The organism is Pseudomonas sp. GW821-FHT09E12, from assembly GCF_059416085.1.
Map to the genome: position 1 here is coordinate 184,982 of NZ_JBWKOM010000006.1, position 20,893 is coordinate 205,874.

The window sequence follows — 20,893 nt, forward strand, 5'->3', positions numbered from 1 at the left end:
TCCTTCATTTAATTGTTTTTGTGGAGCGCGCCGAAACGCAGCCTGCTGGAGCTATAGCAGGAGCTGTGCCAGGAGCCGAAAGGCCCGGTTTAGAAGGGTCTGGAGATTTTAATGAGCGGAAATCCGCTCATTGCTGGAAGGGCGTAAGCGGAAAGCCGCCGACTTGCCCGCGAAGACGTCAGAATGAACGACACAGCCCTTGAGCTTCACTCCTCCCCAAGAAACATTTCCCGCGCCAGCCCATGGCGCTGCATCTTTTCATTGAAGGTGCGGCGCGGCAGTTGCAGCTCAACGAGCACCGCCTTGATGTCGCCCTTGTGCCGGGTCAGCGCGGCCCGCAGGCATTGCGCCTCGAAAGCTTCCTGCTGCGCCGCCAGGGACTGGCCGGGGTCGATGGTTTCCGGCTCGGGCTCGCCCAGGCCAAGCACCTGGCGTTCGGCGACGTTGGCCAGTTCGCGCACGTTGCCCGGCCAGTCGTGGCTCAGCAGGCGGCTCAACTGCGCCCCGCTCAGGGGCGCGACGCTACGGCCCAGGCGCTCGGCGGCGGCGTGGGCGAAATGTTCGTACAGCAGCGGGATGTCCTCGCGCCGCTCGCGCAGCGGCGGCAGGCGCAGTTGCGCGACGTTCAGGCGGTAGGCCAGGTCTTCGCGAAAACGCCCGGCGCGGGCTTCGTCCAGCAGGTCCGGCTTGGTCGCGGCAATGATCCGCAGGTCCACCTCGATGCTCTGGTTGGACCCTAGGCGTTCGAGCTTTTGTTCCTGCAGCACCCGCAGCAGCTTGACCTGCTGGGCCAGCGGCATGCTTTCGATCTCGTCGAGGAACAGGGTGCCGCCGTCGGCGTATTCCAGCTTGCCGATGCGCTTGCCCTGGGCGCCGGTAAAGGCGCCGCTTTCATGGCCGAACAGTTCGGCTTCGAACAGTTGCTCGGGGATCGCCGCGCAGTTCAGGGCGACAAAAGGTTTGTCGGCGCGCGGCCCGAAGTCGTGCAGGCAGCGGGCGACCAGTTCCTTGCCGCTGCCGGTCTCGCCGCGGATCAATACGTTGACCGGCAGCGCGGCCAGGTCGACCACCTGGCGCCGCAGGGTCTGCAAGGCGCGGGACACGCCGAGCAGGGTGGAGTCGATTTTCTCCCGGGTATCGGCCTGTTCGTGCAGGCGTCGGTTCTCCAGGACCAGGCCGCGTTTGTCCAGGGCCCGGCGCAGGCTGCTCAGCAGGGTTTGCGGGCTGAAGGGTTTTTCCAGGAAGTCGTAGGCGCCGTCGCGCATCGCTTCCACCGCCATCGGCACGTCGCCGTGGCCGGTCAGCAGGATCACCGGCAGGTCGGCGTCGCGCTGCTGCACTTCTTTGAGCAGCTCCAGGCCACTGATGCCGGGCATGCGTACGTCGCTGAGGATCACCCCGGGGAAGTCCCTGGGCAGCCGGGCCAGGCAGTCCTCGGCGCGACTGAACAACTGCACCGCGAAGCCCGACAGGCTCAGCCATTGTTCGACGGCGGTGCGAATACTGGCTTCGTCGTCGACCAGCATCACCGAATTCAACATGGGATATGCGCCTCCAGGTCGATGGGCAGGCTCAGGGTGAAGATCGCGCCCTGGCCTTGATTGCCGGCGCTCAGGCGTCCACCGAGTTCGTGGACGATAGCGTAGGACACCGCCAGGCCGAGACCCAGGCCGTCGCCCACCGGCTTGGTGGTGAAGAATGGATCGAAGACGTTCGGCAGGTGTTCTTCGGCGATGCCGCCACCGCTGTCGATGACGCTCAGGCTCCACAGCTGCTGGTCGGCTTCGAGGCGGATTTCCAGGTGCTTGAGGGGCTTGTCGCGCATGGCGTCCAGGGCGTTGCGCAGCAGGTTGATCAGCACCTGCTCCAAGCGTATGGCATCGCCGCGAACCCAGGCCGGGCGCGTCAGTTGCAGGTGTGTGTCGATCTGTTCGTCGCGCAGCCGGGTGTCCAGCAGTTGCAGGGCCTGATCCACCACCGCCGCCAGGTCCAGGCGTTCGCGCAGGCCGCTGGGGCTTTTGCGGGCGAAGGTTTTCAGGTGGCCGGTGAGGCTGGCCATGCGGGTCAGCATATCGTCCAGCGGTTTCAGGGCCTGGTAGGCCTCGTCGATCCGCCCGTGATCGAGCAGCAGGCGCAGGGTGGCCAGCTGCATGCGCTGGGTGGTCAGCGGCTGATTGATTTCATGGGCCAGGGCCGCGGACATCTGCCCCAGGGCCGCCAGCTTGGCCGATTGCACCAGGCCGTCCTGGGCGGTGCGCAGGTCGCGGGTGCGCTCCTCGACCAGGCGTTCGAGCTCCTCGCGGCTGCGCTGGCGCAGCCTGGCCAGGCGCCAGCGCTGATTGAGGAACAGCAGCAGGAACACCAGGGTCAGCCAGGCGCCGGCCGCGGCCAGGCCGGCATTGCGGCGGTCCTCAAAAGCGATCTGCGGGCGGCGCAGCAAATGCAGGGTCCAGCCTTCGGTGGCCAGGGGCAGGGATTCCCACAGGTAGTCGACGCTGCCGTCCGGGCCCTCGACCCGGGTCAGCGTACTGTCGTCGTCAAAGCGTCGCAGCGGCCGGTGTTCGAGCGGCGTCAGCCGTTGCTTGTCGTATTGCCGGGTGGCCTGGAGTTCGGCGCGGTCGCTGTCCGACAACGGGCGCAGCTGGCGATAACGCCAGCCCGGCTGGTTGGCGATGAACACGATGCCCCGGGCATCGCTGACCAGCAGGGTGTCGCTGCCCTGGCTCCATTCGCGCTCCAGTTCGGGGAACTCCAGTTTCACCACCATGGCGCCGAGGAACTGCTCCTGCTCGCCCTTGACCGCGCTGGAGAGGAAATAACCGGGAATGCCGCTGGTGACGCCCACCGCATAGAAGCGTCCGCTGCCCTGGCTGCGGGTCTGGCTGAAGTAGGGGCGAAAACCGTAGTTGTGCCCGACATAGCTGCTGGGCAGGCGCCAGTTGCTGGCGGCCACGGCGAGGCCGGTGTGGTCCAGCAGCTCCAGGGTCGAGGAGCGGGCGGCGCCGTTGATTTGTTCCAGTTTGCGGTTCAGGGCGTCCTGCTGTTGCGGGCCGACCGGGCCCTTGAGTGCCGAGCGCAGTTCCGGGTCCAGCGCCAGCACGGCGGGCAGGGCGCGGTAACGCTCGATCAGGGTATGCAGGGAGTTGGCATACAGCGCCAGTTGCTCGCTGGCGCGGGCGGCATCGTCCTCCAGCGCCTGGCGCTCGGCATGGCGCATGGCGAAGGTCGCGCTGACCACGGCGCCGGCGAGAATCACCAGGGTATAGAAGGTCAAGCGCAGCGGGCGGGAGATCTGGACCATGAGTCAAGGGCAGGCTGAAAGGGGGCAGGAAAGATAACACGCCTGTCCGAGGCTTCGTTGATCGTGGACAGTCCTTGCCCGGCCAGGCATGAAAAAGGCGGCGCTGCTCATCGAGCAACGCCGCCTTGGGTAACAGCAAGCAGCGCTTACTGCACTTCTACCGCCAGGCTTTCACTGATCTTTTTCTGCCAGATGGCAGGACCGGTGATGTGCACCGACTCGCCTTTGCTGTCGACCGCGACAGTGACCGGCATGTCTTTGACTTCGAACTCGTAGATCGCTTCCATGCCCAGTTCGGCAAAGGCCAGGACCTTGGACTTCTTGATCGCCTGGGCTACCAGGTAGGCAGCGCCGCCGACGGCCATCAGGTACACGGCCTTGCTGTCCTTGATCGCTTCGATCGCGGTCGGGCCGCGCTCGGACTTGCCGATCATGCCCAGCAGGCCAGTCTGCTCGAGGATCTGGCGGGTGAACTTGTCCATCCGCGTCGCGGTGGTCGGGCCAGCCGGGCCAACCACTTCGTCACCGACCGGATCGACCGGGCCGACGTAGTAGATGAAGCGACCCTTGAGGTCCACCGGCAGGGTTTCGCCCTTGTTCAGCATCTCGACCATGCGCTTGTGCGCGGCGTCGCGACCGGTGAGCATCTTGCCGTTGAGCAGGACGGTTTCGCCCGGCTTCCAGCTCTGCACTTCTTCCGGGGTCAGGGTGTCGAGGTTGACGCGACGGGCCGACGGACCGGCTTCCCAGACGATTTCCGGGTAGGCGTCCAGAGGTGGCGCTTCCAGGGACGCAGGGCCCGAGCCGTCGAGCACGAAGTGCGCGTGACGGGTCGCGGCGCAGTTCGGGATCATGCACACCGGCAAGGAAGCGGCGTGGGTCGGGTAGTCCATGATCTTCACGTCGAGCACGGTGGTCAGGCCGCCCAGGCCCTGGGCGCCGATGCCCAGCTGGTTGACCTTCTCGAACAGCTCCAGGCGCATCTCTTCGATACGGTTCTGTGGGCCGCGGGCCTTCAGCTCGTGGATGTCGATGGACTCCATCAACACTTCCTTGGCCATCACCGCGGCTTTCTCGGCGGTGCCGCCGATGCCGATGCCGAGCATGCCCGGCGGGCACCAGCCGGCGCCCATGGTCGGAACGGTCTTCAGCACCCAGTCGACGATCGAGTCGGACGGGTTGAGCATGGCCATTTTCGACTTGTTCTCGGAGCCGCCGCCCTTGGCCGCCACGTCCACTTCCACGGTGTTGCCGGGAACGATGGAGTAGTGGATGACCGCCGGGGTGTTGTCCTTGGTGTTTTTACGAGCGCCCGCCGGGTCGGCGAGGATCGAGGCCCGCAGGATGTTTTCCGGCAGGTTGTAAGCGCGACGCACGCCTTCGTTGATCATGTCGTCCAGGCTCATGGTCGCGCCGTCCCAGCGCACGTCCATGCCCACGCGTACGAATACGGTGACGATACCGGTGTCCTGGCAGATCGGGCGGTGGCCGGTGGCACACATGCGCGAGTTGATCAGGATCTGCGCCATGGAGTCACGGGCCGCTGGCGATTCTTCGCGCAGGTAGGCTTCGTGCATCGCCTGGATGAAGTCCACGGGGTGGTAGTAGGAAATGAATTGCAGGGCGTCGGCAACGCTCTGAATCAGGTCGTCTTGCTTGATCACGGTCATGAGTCGCGCTCCTCTAAAAGACGGGAACATTTAATAAGGTGCTTGCAGCTTGGGTGCATCGGTCGGTTGCAAGCACCTTCAAGGCACGCCGGACACACTGGCGCGACGCTAAAAAGGCGCGGCAGTATACCGCGCCTCGGAGCCGGGCACACGCGCCGGCAGTCAAACCAAAGTCGCATGCCGGGGATGCGCCAGTCGGGGGATGGCGCCAGGCATGACGGTGGGCGCGGCCCCGGGCCGGATGGCGCTGGGCGGGAACAAAAATGGGATAGTTATTTTTTGGCGACACCACTAAAGTGGCAAGTGGCCTGTAGGGTAGGAAACTCTTTAAAGCCCCCTTTCGCATGGTGAGTCAACGATTGACCCATAACGCTATCCAGAGTCTTTTACTCAAGCGCTTCGTTCTTGCGGCGGGTACCTATGGACTGGCGTTGCTGCTGCTCTGGCTGGCCATTTTCAGTGGCTACTATTCGGCGCCGGTGCATTCGGCGCTGATCGATACCGGCCTGGTGGTGCTGAGCCAGGCGCTGCTGTTCTGGCTGTTTGTCTCCGGGCGCAACCTGCGCTTTCGCGACCCGAGCCTGACCGAGATCCAGATACTCCTGGCCATCGGCTGGCAGACCTGGCTGCTGGCCCACCTCGATACGGCGCGCGGCACCTTCCTGGTGTTCTATCTGTTGACGCTGCTGTTCGGCCTGTTCCACCTTCCGCGCCGGGCCTTCGTGCGGTGCGCCCTGTGTATTTTCATCGGCTTTGCCGGAATCACGCTGTGGGACGGCTACCACTTCCGGCTGGCCGATCCGATGCTCGCCGTCCTGCAGGTGTGCGTGCTGTTCGCGGTGCTGATCTGGCTGTGCCTGTACGCCAGCTATGTGCAGACTTCCCGGCAGCGCATGCGGCAACGGCGCTTCGCCTTGCAGGCGCACCAGGACACCTTGCGCGGCATGATGCGACAACTGGAGGATCTGGTTGCCACCGACGAACTGACCGGCCTGTACAATCGACGGCATTTCCTGCGGCTGGCGTCGCGTGAACTGCACACGATGAGCCTGGAGCAGATGCATGGCCTGGCGCTGATCGACCTCGATCATTTCAAGCGGATCAACGACGTGCACGGCCATGCCGCCGGCGATCAGGTGCTGCAGGCGTTCGCCGCCGTAGCCAGCGCCTGTCTGCGCGATGGCGATGTATTGGCCCGCTACGGCGGCGAGGAGTTTGTCATGTTGTTGCCCGATTGCGATCCCGAACGCCTGACCTCCTGCTGCGAGCGTCTGCGCGTGGCCTTTATGGACGCCCAGTTGATCGGGGTCGAGGTGCCTGGCCTGAGCCTGTCCGTGGGGATGACCCTGGTGGAGCTGGGCGACGACCTGGACGATGCCCTGCAACGTGCCGACCAGGCGCTGTATCGGGCCAAGCGCGACGGACGCAATCGCTGCGCCGCGGCCTGGGAAAATATCGATGCCTGAGCTGCGTGTCGGTGAGCGGCAGTGGTCGGTGGTCGCGGGCAGCAATCTGCTGGATGCCTTGAATCAGGCCGGCGTGGCGGTGCCTTACAGCTGCCGCGCCGGCAGTTGCCATGCTTGCCTGGTGCACTGTGTCGAGGGCCTGCCCAGCGACAGCCGGCCCGATGCCTTGAGCGACGATCAGCGCCAGCGCGGCTGGCGGCTGGCCTGTCAGTGTCAGGTGGTGGAAGACCTGCGGGTCGAAACCTACGACCCGCTGCGCGATGGCGCGCCGGCCGAGGTGGTCGGTGTGGACTGGCTGTCGGCCACGGTGCTGCGCCTGCGTTTGCAGCCGGAGCGCAACCTGCGTTATCAGGCCGGCCAGCACCTGGTGCTGTGGACGGCTTCCGGCGTGGCGCGGCCGTATTCGCTGGCGAGCTTGCCTGGCGAAGACCGCTTTCTCGAATTCCATCTCGATTGCCGCCAGCCCGGCGAGTTCAGCGACGCGGCGCGCCAGCTCAAGCCCGGCGATGGGTTGCGCCTGGGCGAGTTGCGCGGCGGGGCGCTGCACTACGACCCGGACTGGCAAACCCGGCCATTGTGGCTGCTGGCGGCGGGCACCGGGCTGGGGCCCTTGTTCGGCATCCTGCGCGAGGCTTTGCGCCAGGATCATCAGGGCGACATCCGCGTCATTCACCTGGCCCATGACGCCAGCGAACATTACCTGGCCAAGCCCCTGGCGGCGCTGGCGGCGAGCCACGCCAACCTCAGTGTCGAGCTGTTGACCGCGACCGAGCTGCCAGCGGCTTTGGCACAACTGCGGCTTGTTTCGCGGCAAACCCAGGCTTTACTCTGCGGGCACCCCGACAGCGTCGATGCTTTCGCCCGACGCTTGTACCTGGCGGGGCTGCCGCGCAATCAACTGCTGGCCGACGTATTCCTGCCCCGCGGCTGAGCGCTGATCCGGCCTGAGCGAGACCACCCATGACCGATACCATCCTGCTTGAACGCGAGGGCGGGCTGCTGACCCTGCGCCTGAATCGCCCGGACAAGAAAAATGCCCTGACCCGGGCCATGTACAGCCAGCTGGCCGAAGGGCTGCGGCAAGCCGACGCCGACCCTGAGGTCCGCGCGGTACTGCTCAGCGGCAGCAGCGACTGCTTTACCGCCGGCAACGACATTGCCGACTTCCTCCAGCAGCCACCTACCGGTCTCGACAGCCCGGTCTTCCAGTTCATGCTCAGCCTGTTCGAGTGCCGCAAGCCGGTGGTCGCCGCGGTTGCCGGGCCGGCCGTAGGGATCGGCACCACCCTGCTGCTGCATTGCGACCTGGTGTACGTCAGCCGCGATGCCCGGTTGCGCATGCCTTTCGTCAATCTCGGTTTGTGCCCCGAGTTCGGTTCCAGCCTGATCCTGCCACGCTTGCTCGGGCAGGCCAGGGCCGCCGAACTGTTGCTGCTGGGCGAAGGTTTCAGCGGTGAACAGGCTGCACAGTGGGGGATTGCCAACCTGGCCTTGGCCGATGGCGCGGCGACCCTGGACAAGGCCCGGGAGATGGCGCTGCGTTTCGAGAAGCTGGCGCCGCAGGCGGTGCAGATCAGCAAGCAGCTGATGCGCACGCCCGATCGCGAACAGCTGCGCAAGGTGATCGAGGAGGAGGGCGCCCTGTTCACCCAGCGCCTGCATTCGCCGGAAGCACTGGCTGCCTTGTCGGGCTTTTTCGCTAAAAGCTGAAATCGGCACCGTTCGTGTCGCCGCTACCGGAGGCTGCGATCGATTTGGGCGGCATTCCGACGAAGGGGGCGTAAGGTCTCAAGATCGCTGAAGGCCTGGCGGCAGCGGCTACAGGTTCGTGAGTTCCATAAATGTGCCCTCCATAAAAAAGCCCCGCAGTCTTCACTGCGGGGCTTTTTATTGTTGCGTCAGGTGGCTTAGACCATCGGGTCGCCAACGTGCAGGATCTTCATGCCGTTGGTGCCGCCGGTGGTGTGGTAGCTGTCGCCCTTGGTCAGAATCACCCAGTCGCCTTTCTTCACGACGCCGCGCTTGACCAGCTCGTCGATGGCCTTCTGGCTGACTTCGCTTGGCGGCAGGGACGCCGGGTCGAACGGGATGGTGTAGACGCCACGGAACATCGCGGTGCGGGCCTGGGCTTCGCGGTGCGGGGTGAACGCGTAGATCGGCACCGAGGAACGGATACGCGACATGATCAGCGGGGTGTAGCCGCTTTCAGTCAAGGCGATGATCGCCTTCACGCCCGGGAAGTGGTTGGCGGTGTACATGGTGGCCAGGGCGATGCTCTCGTCGCAGCGCTCGAAGGTCTTGCCGATGCGGTGGCTGGAGGTCTTGCTGGTCGGGTGCTTTTCCGCGCCGATGCAGATGCGGTCCATGGCCTGGACGGCTTCAAGCGGGTAGGCGCCGGCGGCGGATTCGGCCGAGAGCATCACGGCGTCGGTGTAGTCGAGCACGGCGTTGGCCACGTCGGACACTTCGGCGCGGGTCGGCATCGGGTTCTGGATCATCGACTCCATCATCTGGGTTGCGACGATCACCGCCTTGTTGTGGCGACGGGCGTGCAGAATGATTTTCTTCTGGATGCCCACCAGCTCGGCGTCGCCGATTTCCACGCCCAGGTCGCCACGGGCCACCATCACGGCGTCGGAGGCCTTGATCAGGCCGTCGAGGGTTTCGTCGTTGGCCACGGCTTCGGCGCGCTCGATCTTCGCCACCAGCCAGGCGGTGCCGCCGGCCTCGTCGCGCAGTTGGCGGGCGTATTCCATGTCAGCGGCGTCGCGCGGGAAGGACACGGCCAGGTAGTCCAGGTCCATGGCTGCGGCCAGCTTGATGTCGGCCTTGTCTTTTTCGGTCAGGGCTGGAGCGGTCAGGCCACCACCGCGACGGTTGATGCCTTTGTGGTCCGACAGCGGGCCGCCGATGGTCACGGTGCAATGCAGTTCGGTGCTGGTGGCGGTGTCGACGCGCATCACCACGCGGCCGTCGTCGAGCAGCAGCTCGTCGCCCACGCCGCAGTCCTTGACCAGGTCCGGATAGTCGATGCCGACGATGTCCTGGGTACCTTCGGTCAGCGGGTGGCTGGTGGAGAAGGTGAACTTGTCACCGATCTTCAGCTCGATGCGCTTGTTGGCGAATTTGGCGATACGGATCTTCGGGCCTTGCAGGTCACCCAGCAGCGCGACGAAGCGCCCATGCTTGGCGGCCAGGTCACGCACCAGCTTGGCGCGAGCCTTGTGCTCGTCCGGGGTGCCGTGGGAGAAGTTCAGGCGGGCGACGTCCAGGCCAGCCAGAATCAGCTGTTCGAGAACTTCCGGCGAGTTACTGGCCGGGCCAAGGGTAGCGACGATTTTGGTACGACGGACGGACATGCAAAGACTCCTGAGTTCAAGCGCAACGAGAGGCTACTATGGTCCGCAGCTGTAGTCATTGTTCGTTTGCACTACTTATTCGTTTGTTTCTTTAAACGAACATTCCTGAAGATTTTCCAACGCGGGTCGATAACGTGCACAAGACAGGAGAACCCCCATGCGATTCGTGCTCATTGCTGCCCTGGCCGTCAGTGTTGTCGGCTGTACCCGCTGGTCGATGGACCATCATCTGAATACCGCCTACCGCGCCTACGACGCCGGCAACTGCGAACGGGTGATGCTCGAACTGAGCCAGGTCGACCGCACGAGTCGCTCGCGCCCTTATATCCAGCCTGAAGTATCGATGCTGCGCGGACAGTGCCTGGAGCGGCAGAAGCTGTTCCTCGATGCCGCGCAGACCTACCAGTACATCATCACCGAACATCCGAACAGCGAGTACGCCTACCGCGCCCGCGCGCGCCTGGAAACCCTGCAGCAACTGGGTCATTACCCTTCGCGCAACAGCGCTCAGGCGCGTCCGACCGCGTTGTAATATTCGTCATCAGGCTATTGCTGATCTCGCGTGAGCCTTGAGCTAACATCTGTGGGCCTGTTTTAGAGTATTGTTTCTAAAATGGGCCGGCCGGGGCCGACAGTCCTCGGCGCGACGATGCGCAATGACCTTCCTAAATAGCGATGCATGACATGTTCACGGACCGGCGGATCGAGCGGCACCAGTTGCCGTGTTTTTTGAAAGTCTTCAATCGGCTGACCGATCGACCCATCGGTTATCTGGGCAACGTTTCCGAAGATGGCTTTATGTTGATCAGCCAGTTGCCGATGCTGATCGGCGCCGATTTCGAGTTGCGCCTGCAGGTTCCCGGCCGCGACGGCCAACTGCAACCGATCGAGATCACCGCCTCTTGCCGTTGGTGCCATGAAGATGTCACGCCCCATCATTACGACACCGGCTTCGTGCTGCTGCGTTCGCCTCCCGAGTACCGCGAGCTGGTGACGGCCTTGCGCAGCTACTTCAGTTTCTACCCGGTGCAGACCTCCGCCTGACCGCTACAGCGTCCCGGCCTTTTTCCAACTGAGGTAACGGGTCACCAGTTCCGCCCCCAGTTCACCCGGCCGCACATCGAGCAGGGCAACGCCTTGGGCGCTCAGGCGTTCATGCAGGTCGGTGCGGGCATTCAGGTAATTGATCGTGCCGCAGTAGGTCAGGGCATCGGGCAGGTTGTGCACCGGCGCCTGGCGCAACTGATCGAGGACTTCCTCGCGCAGGCTGGCCACCAAGACCCGGTGCTGGCGCCCGAGGCGCTTGACCGCGGTTAGCAGTTCCTCGTCGTCCTCGTCCCGCAGGTTGGTCACCAGCACTACCAGGGCCCGGCGTTTCTGTCGGGCCAGCAGCTCGCTGGCGGCGGCCTGGAAGTCGGCGCAGCGCTGGCTGCTGTCCAGGTCGTAGACAGTGTTGAGCAAGGCGCTCAACTGGCCCGCGCCCTTGACCGGCGCCAGATAGCGGCGGCGTTCGCCGGCAAAGGTGCAGAGGCCTACCGCGTCGCCCTGGCGCAAGGCGACATAACTGAGCAGCAGGCAGGCGTTGAGCGCGTGGTCGAAATGCGCCAGTTCGCCGTCCTGGCTGCGCATGCGCCGTCCGCAGTCGAGCATGAAGACGATCTGCTGGTCGCGTTCGTCCTGGTACTCGCGGGCAATCGGCGTGCGTTGCCGGGCGGTGGCTTTCCAGTCGATCTGGCGCAGGCTGTCGCCCTCGCGAAACTCACGTAGTTGGTTGAACTCCAGACCCAGGCCACGACGCGGCTGTTGCCGCACGCCGATCTGGTTCAGCCAGTTGTCGACGGCCAGCAGCCGGGCGCCGTAGAGACGGGCGAAATCCGGGTAGACGCGCGTGTTGTCGTCGAGCTTCAGCAGCCGACGCGCCGACCACAGGCCCAGCGGGCTGGGCAGGCTGACCTCGCAGCGCTCGAAGTTGAAATGACCGCGCTTGAGCGGGCGCACCCGATAACCCAGTTCCTGCGACTGGCCCGGCTCCAGGAGCAGCGACTGCGGCAGGTATTCGAAGCCCAGGCCATCGGGCACATGATCGAACAGCTCCAGGGTCAGCGGCTGGGTAAAGTCGTGGCGAACCTCTAGGCGCACTTCGCTCCAGCGCCCCAGGGGCAGGCTGCCGGGCAACTGGCGCCGCAGCTGGGGCGAAGGCAGGCGCCTGAGCCGGAAGGCGTCCAGCACGGCCAGCAGCAACAGGGCCAGGAGCAGGCCCCAGGCGATCGCTTGCAGGTTGGCCGCGACCGCCAGGCCGTAGGCACGCGCGGCGCCGAGCAGCACGTCCAGCGCCAGCAATACGCCGAGCCAGGTCAGAAACAGGCGTGAGGGTTTCATTGCTTTGGCGGGCTCACAGTCGTGGTGCCGGCACTTGATCGAGCAGTTGCTTGAGCACCTGCTCCACCGACAAGCCTTCGATATCCAGCTCCGGGGCGATCCGCACGCGATGCCGCAGCACCGCCAGGGCGCAACCCTTGATGTCGTCCGGAATGACGAACTCGCCGCCGCGCAGCAAGGCCCTGGCCCGAGCCCCACGGACCAGGGCGATCGACGCCCGCGGCCCGGCGCCGAGGGTCAGCCCCGGCCAGCTGCGGGTGGCCCGGGCCAGCCGCACGGCATAGTCGAGGACCTGCTCGTCCAGCGGCAGGTCGCTGGCGATCCGCTGCAGGGCCAGCACGTCCTTGGCCTGCAGCAGGGTGCGCAGCGGCTGCACGTCGAGCATGTCGGCCCGGGGTGAGCGGGTGACCTGGCGGACCATGTGCAATTCCTGGTCGCTGTCCGGGTAATCCATGCGCAGCTTGAGCATGAAACGGTCGAGTTCGGCTTCCGGCAGCGGGTAGGTGCCTTCCTGTTCGATCGGGTTCTGCGTGGCCAGGACCATGAAGGGCTGGGCGATGGGCAGCGCCCGGCCTTCGAGGGTGACCTGGCGCTCCTGCATGGCTTCGAGCAGGGCGGCCTGGGTCTTGGCCGGCGCGCGGTTGATCTCGTCGGCCAGCAACAAGTTGGTGAACAAGGGGCCCTTGCGCAGCTTGAACTGCTCGGTCTGCAGGTCGTAGACCGCATGGCCGGTGACGTCGCTGGGCATCAGGTCCGGGGTGAACTGGATGCGCGCGAACTCGCCGCCAAAGCAGCGGGCCAGGGCGCGCACCAGCAAGGTCTTGCCCAGCCCGGGCACGCCTTCGAGCAGCACGTGGCCACCGGCGATCAGGGCGGTGAGCACGTCGTCGATCACCGCGTCCTGGCCGATCACCGCCTTTTGCAGTTCGTGGCGCAGGGCCTGGGCCAGCTGGCTGGCGCGCTGGCGTTGCTGGACGGCATGCGCTTGCGCATGACCGGGCTCGGTGGCGGGAAGCGGTTCGGCGGGAAGGTCGCTCATAGGGCATTCCTGAGAGTTTGCAGGTGGGTGACCAGGCGGCTGAAGTCGGCGCTGGAAAGGCGTTGTGCCGGCTGGGGAGCCAGGGCCTGGCTGATGACGCTGTCCGGTTGCCGGGTAAGGCGGGCCAGGACCTGCCCTTGTTCGGTGGCGGTGAGTCGTTCGAAACCGGGATGACGATGCTGGGCGCGGCGCAGAATGTCCTGCTGCAGGCTATGCAGCAGCCCCTGCTGACCGGTGTGGCGCAATAGGAAGTGGGCGCTGGCTTGCAGGTGCTCGCGCAACTGGCGCCGGGCCCTGGGCATCGGAGCCTGCATCGGTCCGTGGCGAACCCCGACATGCCACAGCCACAGGCCGAGCAGTGCCGCCAGGGCCACCAGCGCCTGGGGGAAGTACTTCAGCAGCAGGCTCCAGAGGCTGTCGTGATCGGTGTCGAACAGCAGGGTGACGTCGCTGTCGGCGCTCAGGTACCAGAGCAGCCAGGCGTTGTCGTACTTGGCAATCAACGGCGTCTTCCAGATCTCGGCGTCGGTGAGCACGGTCACCGAACCCTGGCCGTAGCTCAGTTGCATCATGTGGGTGGCCCGGGCGCTGTTGGCCCAGGACTGGGCGAGGTTGTCCGGGTCTTCCAGGTGGAAGTCGGTGTCGAAACCTATGTAGGCCGGCGCGTCTTCGTCTTCCAGGTAGAGCTTGGTCAGTTTCGGGTAGGGCTCTTTGCCGGCGCCTGGCGGCGGGGCTTTGAGGTCCTTGCTGAGAAACTGGCGCAGGTGCAGGCGATCGAGCAACAGGTCGCCGCTGCGTCCGGCCTCTTTGTTCCACAGCGCTTCGGCGACGAACAGCAGGCGCCCGCCGGCCCTGGCCCAGTCCAGCAGTTGCTCGACCTGCTGCGGCGTCATGTTCGAGCGCTCGCCCAGCAGCAACAGGCTGTTCTGCTGCGGCTTGAGGGTCGGCAGCACCTCCAGGCCGTTGGCGTGGTGAACCTGCAAGCCGCGCTGGCACAGGAACATTTCCGCCGCCAGGTATGGGTTGGCGCGGGCTTGCGGGGAGGGGCCGTGATCGATGGTTTCCTGGTAGGGCCTGGCGTTGAGGTAGAGGTACAGCAGCAAGCCGCCGAGCAGGCCAGCGACCAGTAGCGCGAGCAGCGGCAGCAGGCGCCGGTTCATCGTGGCGTTCCCGGGCCGAACAGGGTGCGCCAGCCATCGCACAGTTCCTGCTTCAATTGCGCGGGAGGCAGGCGATGACCGTAGGCCAGGTTCTGCCAGTGCTGGGTCAGGCTGTTGCTGAACGCCTGCAGCTGGGGCAACTGCAAAGCCTTGATCTGCTCGAGGACCTGGCCCTCGGTGTCCGCCGGTTTCAGCGGCAGGCGGAAGTCATGCAGGAGCCGGCTCAGGAGCGCGCGGTACAACAGCCCGAGGGCTTCGCGTGGCTGTTGTGGCCAGAGTGCCTCGGCAGCGGCGGCGACATCCTCGGGCAAGGCGTCGGGGCTGAGGTCCAGGCCGAACAGCTGGTGCGGAGCGGCTCGCGCGGGTAGCTTGCCCGGCAGCGGACGGCGGCCGACAAAGGCCCGCAACCATTCACGATGACGCCACACCAGCAGGGCCAGCGCCCCCAGCAGCAGGGCCCAGAGCAGGATCTCCAGGGCCTTGGCCGCGGCGCCAAAGGCCCTGCTGTCCAGCAGGTCGGTCAGGGCCTTGAGCCAGCCCGGTAGCTCAGATTGTTCAGCGCTTTTCGGGCTGTCTTCGTCGAACCGGTAACGGGTCACGGTCTGCGGGTTCTTGAAGGGCGGCTGGTCGAGGATCTGGTTGATGCTGTCTTTCGCGGCCTGGCTGGTCAGTGGCTGATCCAGCAGGCGCGGGCTGTCAGGACCAGTGGCCGGCTCGGCGGCCCAGGCCTCTGGCGCCAGGGGTAGCAGGCTCAGGCTGCCCAGGACCAGCAGCAGGGCGGCACCACTCAAGCGCTGCCGCAGGCGGCGCAGCACCAGTTCGATATCCCAGGCCTCCAGCAGCGTGCGGCGATTGAGGTAGAGGCTGAAGCCGCAGGCGACGTACACCGGCTCCCAGACAATCAGGACCAGCGCGTAAAAAGCGTTGGTCAGGTGTTCGAGCCAGAGCCAATCCTGCTCGGCGGCGGCAATCAGCGTCTGCCAGTCCCAGTCCAGCTCGATCTGTTGTGGCAGCAATAGATAGAACAACGCCAGCAGGCCGATCCACAAGATGCCTTCCAGGTGTACGCCGATCAGGGTCAGCCAGTGCGCGGCCCCGGCATTGCGCTGTTGCAGCACCCGCACCCGTTGCTGGCGCGCCTCGCCACTCAGGCCCTCGAGCTGCACCACGGGCATGATGAAACTGCGGCTCAGGCTCAGGCGGCGCCAGGTCAGGCTGGCCAGCAGTTGCGGCTTGAGCAGCCTGGGCCATTGGCGCAGGGCCTGGCGCAAGGTCGGGGTTTCGCCGAACAGGGCCTTGGCGAGGATGTACAGCGGCAGCCGTTCGAAGGCCGGCTTGAGCCACCAGAACAGCAGCAGGGCGAGGGTAGGCGAGTCCCAGAGCAACAGGCTGAGCAGGGCGAATACCGGCAGGGTGATCAGCGCCCAGCTGGTCATCAGCAGGCGTCGGTGGCGCTGGCTCAGCAGTACTCCCAGGTCCATGGCTTCCCAGGTCGTGCGCGGGCGAATCACCACGCTGGCTTCACTCAGGCGCATGGCGGCGTCCAGCGAATATCAGGTAGGCCAGGACCAGCAGCCAGCAGATGCCGCCGACCAGGTATTTGATCCAGGCCGCGGGCCAGGTCAGGGAGGACCAATAGGCTTCGATAAAGGCAGCGATCAGCAGGAACAGGATGACCCCGCAGATCAACTGCACGCTGGTGCGCGCGGCCAGCAGCAAGGCTTCGCCGCGGGGCAGGCGTCCGGGGGCGATCAGCGCCCAGCCCATTTTCAATCCCGCCGCGCCGGCCAGGGCGATGGCGCTGAGCTCGAAGGCACTGTGGCCGACGACAAACGACCAGAAGGTGGCGCCATAGCCGATCTGGGTCAGGTGCCCGGCCACCGCGCCGATGGTCAGGCCGTTGAAGAACAGGAAGAACAGGCTCCCCAGGCCAAACAGCAGGCCGCTGGCAAAGGTCTGAAAAGCGATGCCGATGTTGTTCATGATGTAGTAGCCGAACATCATCCAGTCTTCGCCAGCGGCCCGATTGGCGAGGCGGCCCAGGCGACTGGCATCTGGATCGTAGAGGCGTTGCATTTCGGCCACCTGTTGCGGGCTGACCACGCTGTAGATCAGTTCGGGCACCAGGTACACCAGCAGGCCGATACCCAGCAGGCTGCCAAAGAACACCAGGCTGGCGGCCAGGACGAAGCGCCATTGTTCGCGCACCAACTGCGGGAAACCGGCCAGGACAAAGCCCAGGACCCGGGCGCCCAACGGGCTGCGTTGGCGATAGAGCTGCTGATGGCCGCGCAGCGCCAGTTGTTGCAACGGGTCGACCAGGAAGCTGCTGTAGCCGCGTTCCTGGGCCAGGGACAGGTGTTGACACAAGCGGCGGTAATCCTCGGGAAAACGGGCATGGGTCTGGGGCGTCGCCTGGCCGCGTTCCAGTTGTTCGAGCTGTTCGCGCAGGCGCTGCCACAAGGCGTGATGACGGTTTTCGAACAGGCTCTGTTTCATGTCGGCCCCAGCAGTCCGCGGGCGATGCCATTGAGTTCCTCACGGGCCTGCGCGGGCGTTACATGCAGGGGCTCGGCGAGTAGCGCGGCCAGCTCCTGGACCCGGTCCGCGGACAGTTGTTCCTGGCGTTCGGCGAAGCTGAGGATGGCCCGTTGTTCAGTCAGGCTCAGGGCGAAGGCGGCGGTTCTGGCGGGCACTGCCGGCAAGGTCGGGCGAACCACCGGCTGCTCGCGGTAGATCACCAGGGTGCCGGCGGCCAGGTCGCCGAGGCGCTTGAAGGTCGGGTGCTGCAGGCAACTGATGGCGCCGAGGCAATAACCGAACGGCAGCATGTCGACAAAACGCAGCAGGTTGCGGGTCAGGGAAGGGCCCCAGCCGATAGGTGTGCCATCGTCCTGCACGACCCGCAGGCCCATCAGCTGCTTGCCTGGCGAGCAGCCCTGATTCAACACCTCGAACAGCACCATGTACCACCAACTGACCAGAAACAGCAGGATCGAGCCCAGTCCCATGCCGAGCTGGCCGAGAAACCCCAGGACAATAAACAGCATGCCGAGGATCAGGCCACGAAAGCCCAGGTCGATGGCAAAGGCCAGGGCGCGCGACATCAGCCCCGCCGGCCGCAGCGGCAGGTCGATGCCTTCTGGCGTTTCGACCTGGTAGCGGGTGTCCAGTGGCGGGGGCAATGCTTTCCCTGGCAGTGCTGTCGTCTCGAGCATAGGCAACTTGAGGCTGGCCTGGTGGCGATGGATGACCGCCTGATGCTAGCAGTGTCGGAGGGGCGAACGACATCATTAACTGTGCCGCGTGACGTGCGCCGTTACCCTTGAATCATCACAAGGCTGGCCGCGGCCGGTGCCAAGCGCCTAGACTTTGCCGGTCTTTTGCTCAGGAACAGCCCGTGACTTCCATCTTCTGGTACGACTACGAAACCACCGGCATCAACCCGCGCTGCGATCGGCCGTTGCAGGTGGCGGGGATTCGCACCGACTTCGAACTCAACGAGATCGGCGAGCCGGTCAATCTTTACTGTCAGCCCAGCGACGACATCCTGCCCCATCCAGCGGCCTGCATGATCACCGGCATTACCCCGGGCCGGCTGGCCGAACAGGGGCTGAGCGAAGCCGATTTCATGACCCGGGTGCACGCCCAGCTGGCGGCACCGGGCACTTGTGGCGCCGGCTACAACACCCTGCGCTTCGACGACGAGATGACCCGCTACAGCCTGTACCGGAATTTCTTCGACCCTTATGCCCGCGAGTGGCAAGGCGGCAACAGCCGCTGGGACCTGATCGATGTGGTGCGCACTGCCTATGCCTTGCGCCCGGAAGGAATTGTCTGGCCGCGGGACGAGGAGGGGCGGGTGACCCTGAAGCTGGAGCGCCTGACCGCCGCCAATGGCATCGATCATGGGCATGCCCACGAAGCGCTGTCCGATGTGCGCGCCACTATTGCCCTGGCCAGGTTGATTCGGGACAAGCAGCCGAAGTTGTATGAATGGCTGTTCCAGTTGCGCACCAAGCAGAAAGTCATGGACCAGGTTCGTCTGTTGCAACCGCTGGTGCATATTTCCGGACGCTTTTCCGCGGCGCGCAGTTATGTCGGCGTGGTCCTGCCGCTGGCCTGGCATCCGCGCAACCGCAACGCCCTGATTGTCTGTGACCTGCACCTGGACCCACAGGGATTGCTCGACCTGGACGCCGAGACGCTGCGCCAGCGTTTGTATACCCGCCGCGAAGACCTGGCCGAAGGCGAGTTGCCGGTGCCGTTGAAGCTGATCCATATCAACCGCTGCCCGGTCGTCGCACCGCTGAATGTATTGCGTGGCGAGGACCAGCAGCGTTTGCAACTGGACATGGCGGAATATAAGGCCCGGACGCTGCGGCTAAGTGACGCACAAGAAGTTTGGCGGGATAAACTTGCGGCAATTTATGCCAGCGAGGATTTTGCCCCCAGCGTCGATCCCGAGCAGCAGTTGTACGACGGTTTTATCGGCGATCGCGACCGACGTTTATGCGAACAAGTGCGCAATGCCGAGCCGCTTCATTTAGGGCAAGAGCAATGGCCGTTCGATGATGAACGTTTGCCTGAATTATTATTTCGTTATCGCGCCCGTAACTTTCCTGAAACCTTGAACGGGGAGGAGCAAGAGCGCTGGAAGTCATTCTGTCAGCAGCGCCTGTGCGACCCGCAGTGGGGAGCGCCCAATACCCTGGAAAGTTTCAATCAGGCGGCTGCCGAACTACGGCTGAGTGCTACAACGATTCAGCGTCAGGTGCTGGATGAATGGCAGGATTACAGCCGGTCGCTGGCCCTGCGTTTCGGGCTTTGATTGTTCGGCTTAGTACATTTCGGGCATTTGCCGGAAATAAAAAAACGCCAGCAAGCTGGCGTTTTTTCATAAGGTCGCAAATCCCTCTGTGACGGGTGTACGGCTTAACCCAGCAGGGTTGCCCAGCCTTCGACCACGTCGCCGCCCCACTTGGCTTTCCACTCTTTCAGGGTTTTGTGGTTGCCGCCCTTGGTTTCGATGACTTCGCCGTTGTGCGGGTTCTTGTATTGTTTGACCTTGCGTGCGCGCTTGGTGCCGGTAGTTTTGGCGGCAACACGTGGCGCCTTAACTTTCGAGTCCGGATCCAGCAGCGCGATGATGTCGCGCAGGGACTTGGAGTATTCACCCATCAGGGCGCGCAGTTTGCCTTCGAATTCCAGCTCGGCTTGCAGTTTGTCGTCTTGCGACAGGTTCTTCAAACGGGCTTGCAGCTCTTTGATAGCTTCTTCTGTGGCGCGGTATTCGTTGATCAGGGACATGAGAATTGCCTTATGTTGAGTGCTGAGTGGCAGGTGACAGTGGCGTAATAATAGTCAGGCAGTTTCCTCAAGTAAACAATAAAGCCAGCTTTTATTTAATTTGATTAGAGTGTTTAGCAAAGATCCTGATTGATGAGTTAAATATTGTGAACGAGTCCGCACGACTATTTCCCACAAAGTTATAGGACTATTTCCAAGTGTGACTGATTTCCCTCTCGCATCGGGCATGAGCCCTACAGGCTGCTCAGAGGAATCGGATTCCGACATCACGAATACTGCAGTTTTGTCGCGCAATCGCTAGAATGGCGGCCTTTGCGAAGTTCTGGAGTTTCCCCCTCATGCGCACTTTTCGGTTGGTGATTTCCTGCCCGGACCGCGTTGGCATCGTTGCCAAAGTCAGTAACTTTCTGGCGTCCCACAACGGCTGGATCACCGAAGCCAGTCACCACTCGGATGACCTGAGTGGCTGGTTCTTCATGCGTCACGAAATACGTGCCGACTCTTTGCCGTTCGGCCTTGAAGCCTTTCGTGAAGCCTTTGCGCCGATTGCCGAAGAGTTCTCGATGGACTGGCGCATCACCGATACCGCGCAGAAGAAGCGCGTGGTGTTGATGGCCAGCCGTGAGTCCCACTGCCTGGCGGACCTGTTGCACCGCTGGCACAGCGACGAACTCGACTGCGAGATCTCCTGTGTGATTTCCAACCACGACGACTTGCGCAGCATGGTCGAGTGGCATGGGATTCCTTATTACCACGTGCCGGTCAACCCTCAGGACAAGGAGCCGGCGTTCGCCGAGGTCTCGCGCCTGGTCAAGCAGCACGACGCCGAAGTGGTGGTGCTGGCGCGCTACATGCAGATCCTGCCGCCGGAACTGTGCAGCGAATACGCGCACAAGGTGATCAACATTCACCACAGCTTCCTGCCGTCGTTCGTCGGCGCCAAGCCTTACCACCAGGCTTCCCTGCGTGGTGTGAAGCTGATCGGCGCGACCTGCCACTACGTGACCGAAGAGCTGGATGCCGGCCCGATCATCGAGCAGGACGTGGTCCGTGTCAGCCACAGCGACAGCATTGAAGACATGGTGCGTTTCGGTCGTGACGTCGAGAAGATGGTCCTGGCCCGCGGCCTGCGCTACCACCTGGAAGACCGCGTGCTGGTGCACGGCAACAAGACTGTCGTGTTCTGATTCAGAGTGTTCTGATTAAAAG

18 protein-coding genes are annotated in these 20,893 nt (G+C 64.1%); 7 read left to right on the plus strand and 11 right to left on the minus strand.

The annotated features are described in order from the left end of the window. Positions 1 to 206: 206 nt before the first annotated feature. From AC07PQ_RS19100 to AC07PQ_RS19110, 3 genes are all read right to left on the minus strand, one after another. Positions 207 to 1,541 carry a sigma-54-dependent transcriptional regulator gene (locus AC07PQ_RS19100; protein ID WP_493186110.1) on the minus strand — a complete coding sequence of 445 codons (1,335 nt, stop codon included), beginning with the start codon at positions 1,539 to 1,541 and terminating at the stop codon, positions 207 to 209. Beyond that, on the minus strand, positions 1,535 to 3,301 hold the full coding sequence (locus AC07PQ_RS19105; protein WP_493186109.1) for an ATP-binding protein: 1,767 nt from the start codon (positions 3,299 to 3,301) through the stop codon (positions 1,535 to 1,537). The genes AC07PQ_RS19100 and AC07PQ_RS19105 overlap by 7 nt, the downstream gene beginning before the upstream one ends. 146 nt (positions 3,302 to 3,447) lie before the next feature. Next, a complete protein-coding gene (locus AC07PQ_RS19110) occupies positions 3,448 to 4,971 on the minus strand; it encodes a fumarate hydratase (protein WP_493186108.1) in 1,524 nt (507 codons plus the stop codon). Positions 4,972 to 5,330: 359 nt separating this feature from the next. Between AC07PQ_RS19110 and AC07PQ_RS19115 the strand changes: the two genes are divergently transcribed. The 3 genes from AC07PQ_RS19115 to AC07PQ_RS19125 are packed head-to-tail and all read left to right on the plus strand — an operon-like array spanning position 5,331 to position 8,147. Further along, positions 5,331 to 6,437 (plus strand): GGDEF domain-containing protein, encoded by a 1,107-nt coding sequence (locus AC07PQ_RS19115; RefSeq protein WP_037035869.1) that lies wholly within the window; start codon positions 5,331 to 5,333, stop codon positions 6,435 to 6,437. After that, entirely contained in the window at positions 6,430 to 7,368 is a 939-nt protein-coding gene (locus AC07PQ_RS19120; RefSeq protein WP_007931193.1) for an iron-sulfur-binding ferredoxin reductase, read from the plus strand. Before AC07PQ_RS19115 ends, AC07PQ_RS19120 begins: the two co-directional genes overlap by 8 nt. A gap of 29 nt (positions 7,369 to 7,397) precedes the next feature. Further along, complete coding sequence (locus AC07PQ_RS19125) at positions 7,398 to 8,147, plus strand: enoyl-CoA hydratase-related protein (protein ID WP_101338913.1); 750 nt, start codon at positions 7,398 to 7,400, stop codon at positions 8,145 to 8,147. A 197-nt stretch (positions 8,148 to 8,344) separates the two neighbouring features. On the opposite strand, the gene pyk is transcribed toward AC07PQ_RS19125, so the two are convergent. Continuing rightward, positions 8,345 to 9,796 carry a pyruvate kinase gene (gene pyk, locus AC07PQ_RS19130; RefSeq protein WP_007931191.1) on the minus strand — a complete coding sequence of 484 codons (1,452 nt, stop codon included), beginning with the start codon at positions 9,794 to 9,796 and terminating at the stop codon, positions 8,345 to 8,347. Between the two features lie 157 nt (positions 9,797 to 9,953). Here pyk and AC07PQ_RS19135 point away from each other — a divergent pair, with 157 nt between their 5' ends. Continuing rightward, positions 9,954 to 10,328, plus strand: a complete 375-nt coding sequence (locus AC07PQ_RS19135; protein WP_102679023.1) for a hypothetical protein — start codon at positions 9,954 to 9,956, stop codon at positions 10,326 to 10,328. A 152-nt stretch (positions 10,329 to 10,480) separates the two neighbouring features. Further along, positions 10,481 to 10,840, plus strand: a complete 360-nt coding sequence (locus AC07PQ_RS19140) for a PilZ domain-containing protein (RefSeq protein WP_037035875.1) — start codon at positions 10,481 to 10,483, stop codon at positions 10,838 to 10,840. Positions 10,841 to 10,843: 3 nt separating this feature from the next. Here the strand turns inward: AC07PQ_RS19140 and AC07PQ_RS19145 are convergent, their stop codons facing one another. From AC07PQ_RS19145 to AC07PQ_RS19170, 6 genes are read right to left on the minus strand one after another with little or no spacing between them, the layout of a single operon-like run. Then, the gene (locus AC07PQ_RS19145) at positions 10,844 to 12,175 is read right to left on the minus strand and encodes a DUF58 domain-containing protein (protein WP_493186107.1); all 1,332 of its coding nucleotides are present in this window, start codon (positions 12,173 to 12,175) and stop codon (positions 10,844 to 10,846) included. A 13-nt stretch (positions 12,176 to 12,188) separates the two neighbouring features. Further along, the gene (locus tag AC07PQ_RS19150) at positions 12,189 to 13,214 is read right to left on the minus strand and encodes an AAA family ATPase (RefSeq protein WP_087090210.1); all 1,026 of its coding nucleotides are present in this window, start codon (positions 13,212 to 13,214) and stop codon (positions 12,189 to 12,191) included. Next, positions 13,211 to 14,374 (minus strand): DUF4350 domain-containing protein, encoded by a 1,164-nt coding sequence (locus tag AC07PQ_RS19155; protein WP_493186106.1) that lies wholly within the window; start codon positions 14,372 to 14,374, stop codon positions 13,211 to 13,213. The genes AC07PQ_RS19150 and AC07PQ_RS19155 overlap by 4 nt, the downstream gene beginning before the upstream one ends. Then, entirely contained in the window at positions 14,371 to 15,909 is a 1,539-nt protein-coding gene (locus tag AC07PQ_RS19160; protein ID WP_493186105.1) for a DUF4129 domain-containing protein, read from the minus strand. Before AC07PQ_RS19160 ends, AC07PQ_RS19155 begins: the two co-directional genes overlap by 4 nt. Next, on the minus strand, positions 15,896 to 16,873 hold the full coding sequence (locus tag AC07PQ_RS19165; RefSeq protein WP_493186104.1) for a stage II sporulation protein M: 978 nt from the start codon (positions 16,871 to 16,873) through the stop codon (positions 15,896 to 15,898). Before AC07PQ_RS19165 ends, AC07PQ_RS19160 begins: the two co-directional genes overlap by 14 nt. Next, positions 16,870 to 17,592: an RDD family protein gene (locus AC07PQ_RS19170; protein ID WP_493186103.1), complete on the minus strand. Its 723-nt coding sequence runs from the start codon at positions 17,590 to 17,592 to the stop codon at positions 16,870 to 16,872. The genes AC07PQ_RS19165 and AC07PQ_RS19170 overlap by 4 nt, the downstream gene beginning before the upstream one ends. A 182-nt stretch (positions 17,593 to 17,774) precedes the next feature. Between AC07PQ_RS19170 and sbcB the strand changes: the two genes are divergently transcribed. Continuing rightward, positions 17,775 to 19,205, plus strand: coding sequence for an exodeoxyribonuclease I (gene sbcB / locus AC07PQ_RS19175; protein WP_493186102.1), 1,431 nt, complete (start codon positions 17,775 to 17,777; stop codon positions 19,203 to 19,205). Positions 19,206 to 19,309: 104 nt separating this feature from the next. Here sbcB and mvaT read toward each other — a convergent pair whose 3' ends face one another. Further along, entirely contained in the window at positions 19,310 to 19,684 is a 375-nt protein-coding gene (mvaT, locus tag AC07PQ_RS19180; RefSeq protein ID WP_007931174.1) for a histone-like nucleoid-structuring protein MvaT, read from the minus strand. 338 nt (positions 19,685 to 20,022) lie between these two features. Between mvaT and purU the strand changes: the two genes are divergently transcribed. Then, the gene (gene purU / locus AC07PQ_RS19185; RefSeq protein WP_007931173.1) at positions 20,023 to 20,871 is read left to right on the plus strand and encodes a formyltetrahydrofolate deformylase; all 849 of its coding nucleotides are present in this window, start codon (positions 20,023 to 20,025) and stop codon (positions 20,869 to 20,871) included. Positions 20,872 to 20,893: the final 22 nt, after the last annotated feature.

Bases quoted from the DNA above. Each gene is read 5' to 3' on its own strand.
- AC07PQ_RS19120 (WP_007931193.1), top strand. From the start codon at position 6,430: ATGCCTGAGCTGCGTGTCGGTGAGCGGCAGTGGTCGGTGGTCGCGGGC.
- AC07PQ_RS19165 (WP_493186104.1), bottom strand. From the start codon at position 16,873: ATGAAACAGAGCCTGTTCGAAAACCGTCATCACGCCTTGTGGCAGCGC.
- AC07PQ_RS19160 (WP_493186105.1), bottom strand. From the start codon at position 15,909: ATGCGCCTGAGTGAAGCCAGCGTGGTGATTCGCCCGCGCACGACCTGG.
- AC07PQ_RS19105 (WP_493186109.1), bottom strand. From the start codon at position 3,301: ATGGTCCAGATCTCCCGCCCGCTGCGCTTGACCTTCTATACCCTGGTG.
- AC07PQ_RS19125 (WP_101338913.1), top strand. From the start codon at position 7,398: ATGACCGATACCATCCTGCTTGAACGCGAGGGCGGGCTGCTGACCCTG.
- AC07PQ_RS19100 (WP_493186110.1), bottom strand. From the start codon at position 1,541: ATGTTGAATTCGGTGATGCTGGTCGACGACGAAGCCAGTATTCGCACC.
- AC07PQ_RS19155 (WP_493186106.1), bottom strand. From the start codon at position 14,374: ATGAACCGGCGCCTGCTGCCGCTGCTCGCGCTACTGGTCGCTGGCCTG.
- pyk (WP_007931191.1), bottom strand. From the start codon at position 9,796: ATGTCCGTCCGTCGTACCAAAATCGTCGCTACCCTTGGCCCGGCCAGT.
- AC07PQ_RS19135 (WP_102679023.1), top strand. From the start codon at position 9,954: ATGCGATTCGTGCTCATTGCTGCCCTGGCCGTCAGTGTTGTCGGCTGT.
- AC07PQ_RS19145 (WP_493186107.1), bottom strand. From the start codon at position 12,175: ATGAAACCCTCACGCCTGTTTCTGACCTGGCTCGGCGTATTGCTGGCG.
- AC07PQ_RS19140 (WP_037035875.1), top strand. From the start codon at position 10,481: ATGTTCACGGACCGGCGGATCGAGCGGCACCAGTTGCCGTGTTTTTTG.
- mvaT (WP_007931174.1), bottom strand. From the start codon at position 19,684: ATGTCCCTGATCAACGAATACCGCGCCACAGAAGAAGCTATCAAAGAG.
- purU (WP_007931173.1), top strand. From the start codon at position 20,023: ATGCGCACTTTTCGGTTGGTGATTTCCTGCCCGGACCGCGTTGGCATC.
- AC07PQ_RS19150 (WP_087090210.1), bottom strand. From the start codon at position 13,214: ATGAGCGACCTTCCCGCCGAACCGCTTCCCGCCACCGAGCCCGGTCAT.
- AC07PQ_RS19110 (WP_493186108.1), bottom strand. From the start codon at position 4,971: ATGACCGTGATCAAGCAAGACGACCTGATTCAGAGCGTTGCCGACGCC.
- AC07PQ_RS19170 (WP_493186103.1), bottom strand. From the start codon at position 17,592: ATGCTCGAGACGACAGCACTGCCAGGGAAAGCATTGCCCCCGCCACTG.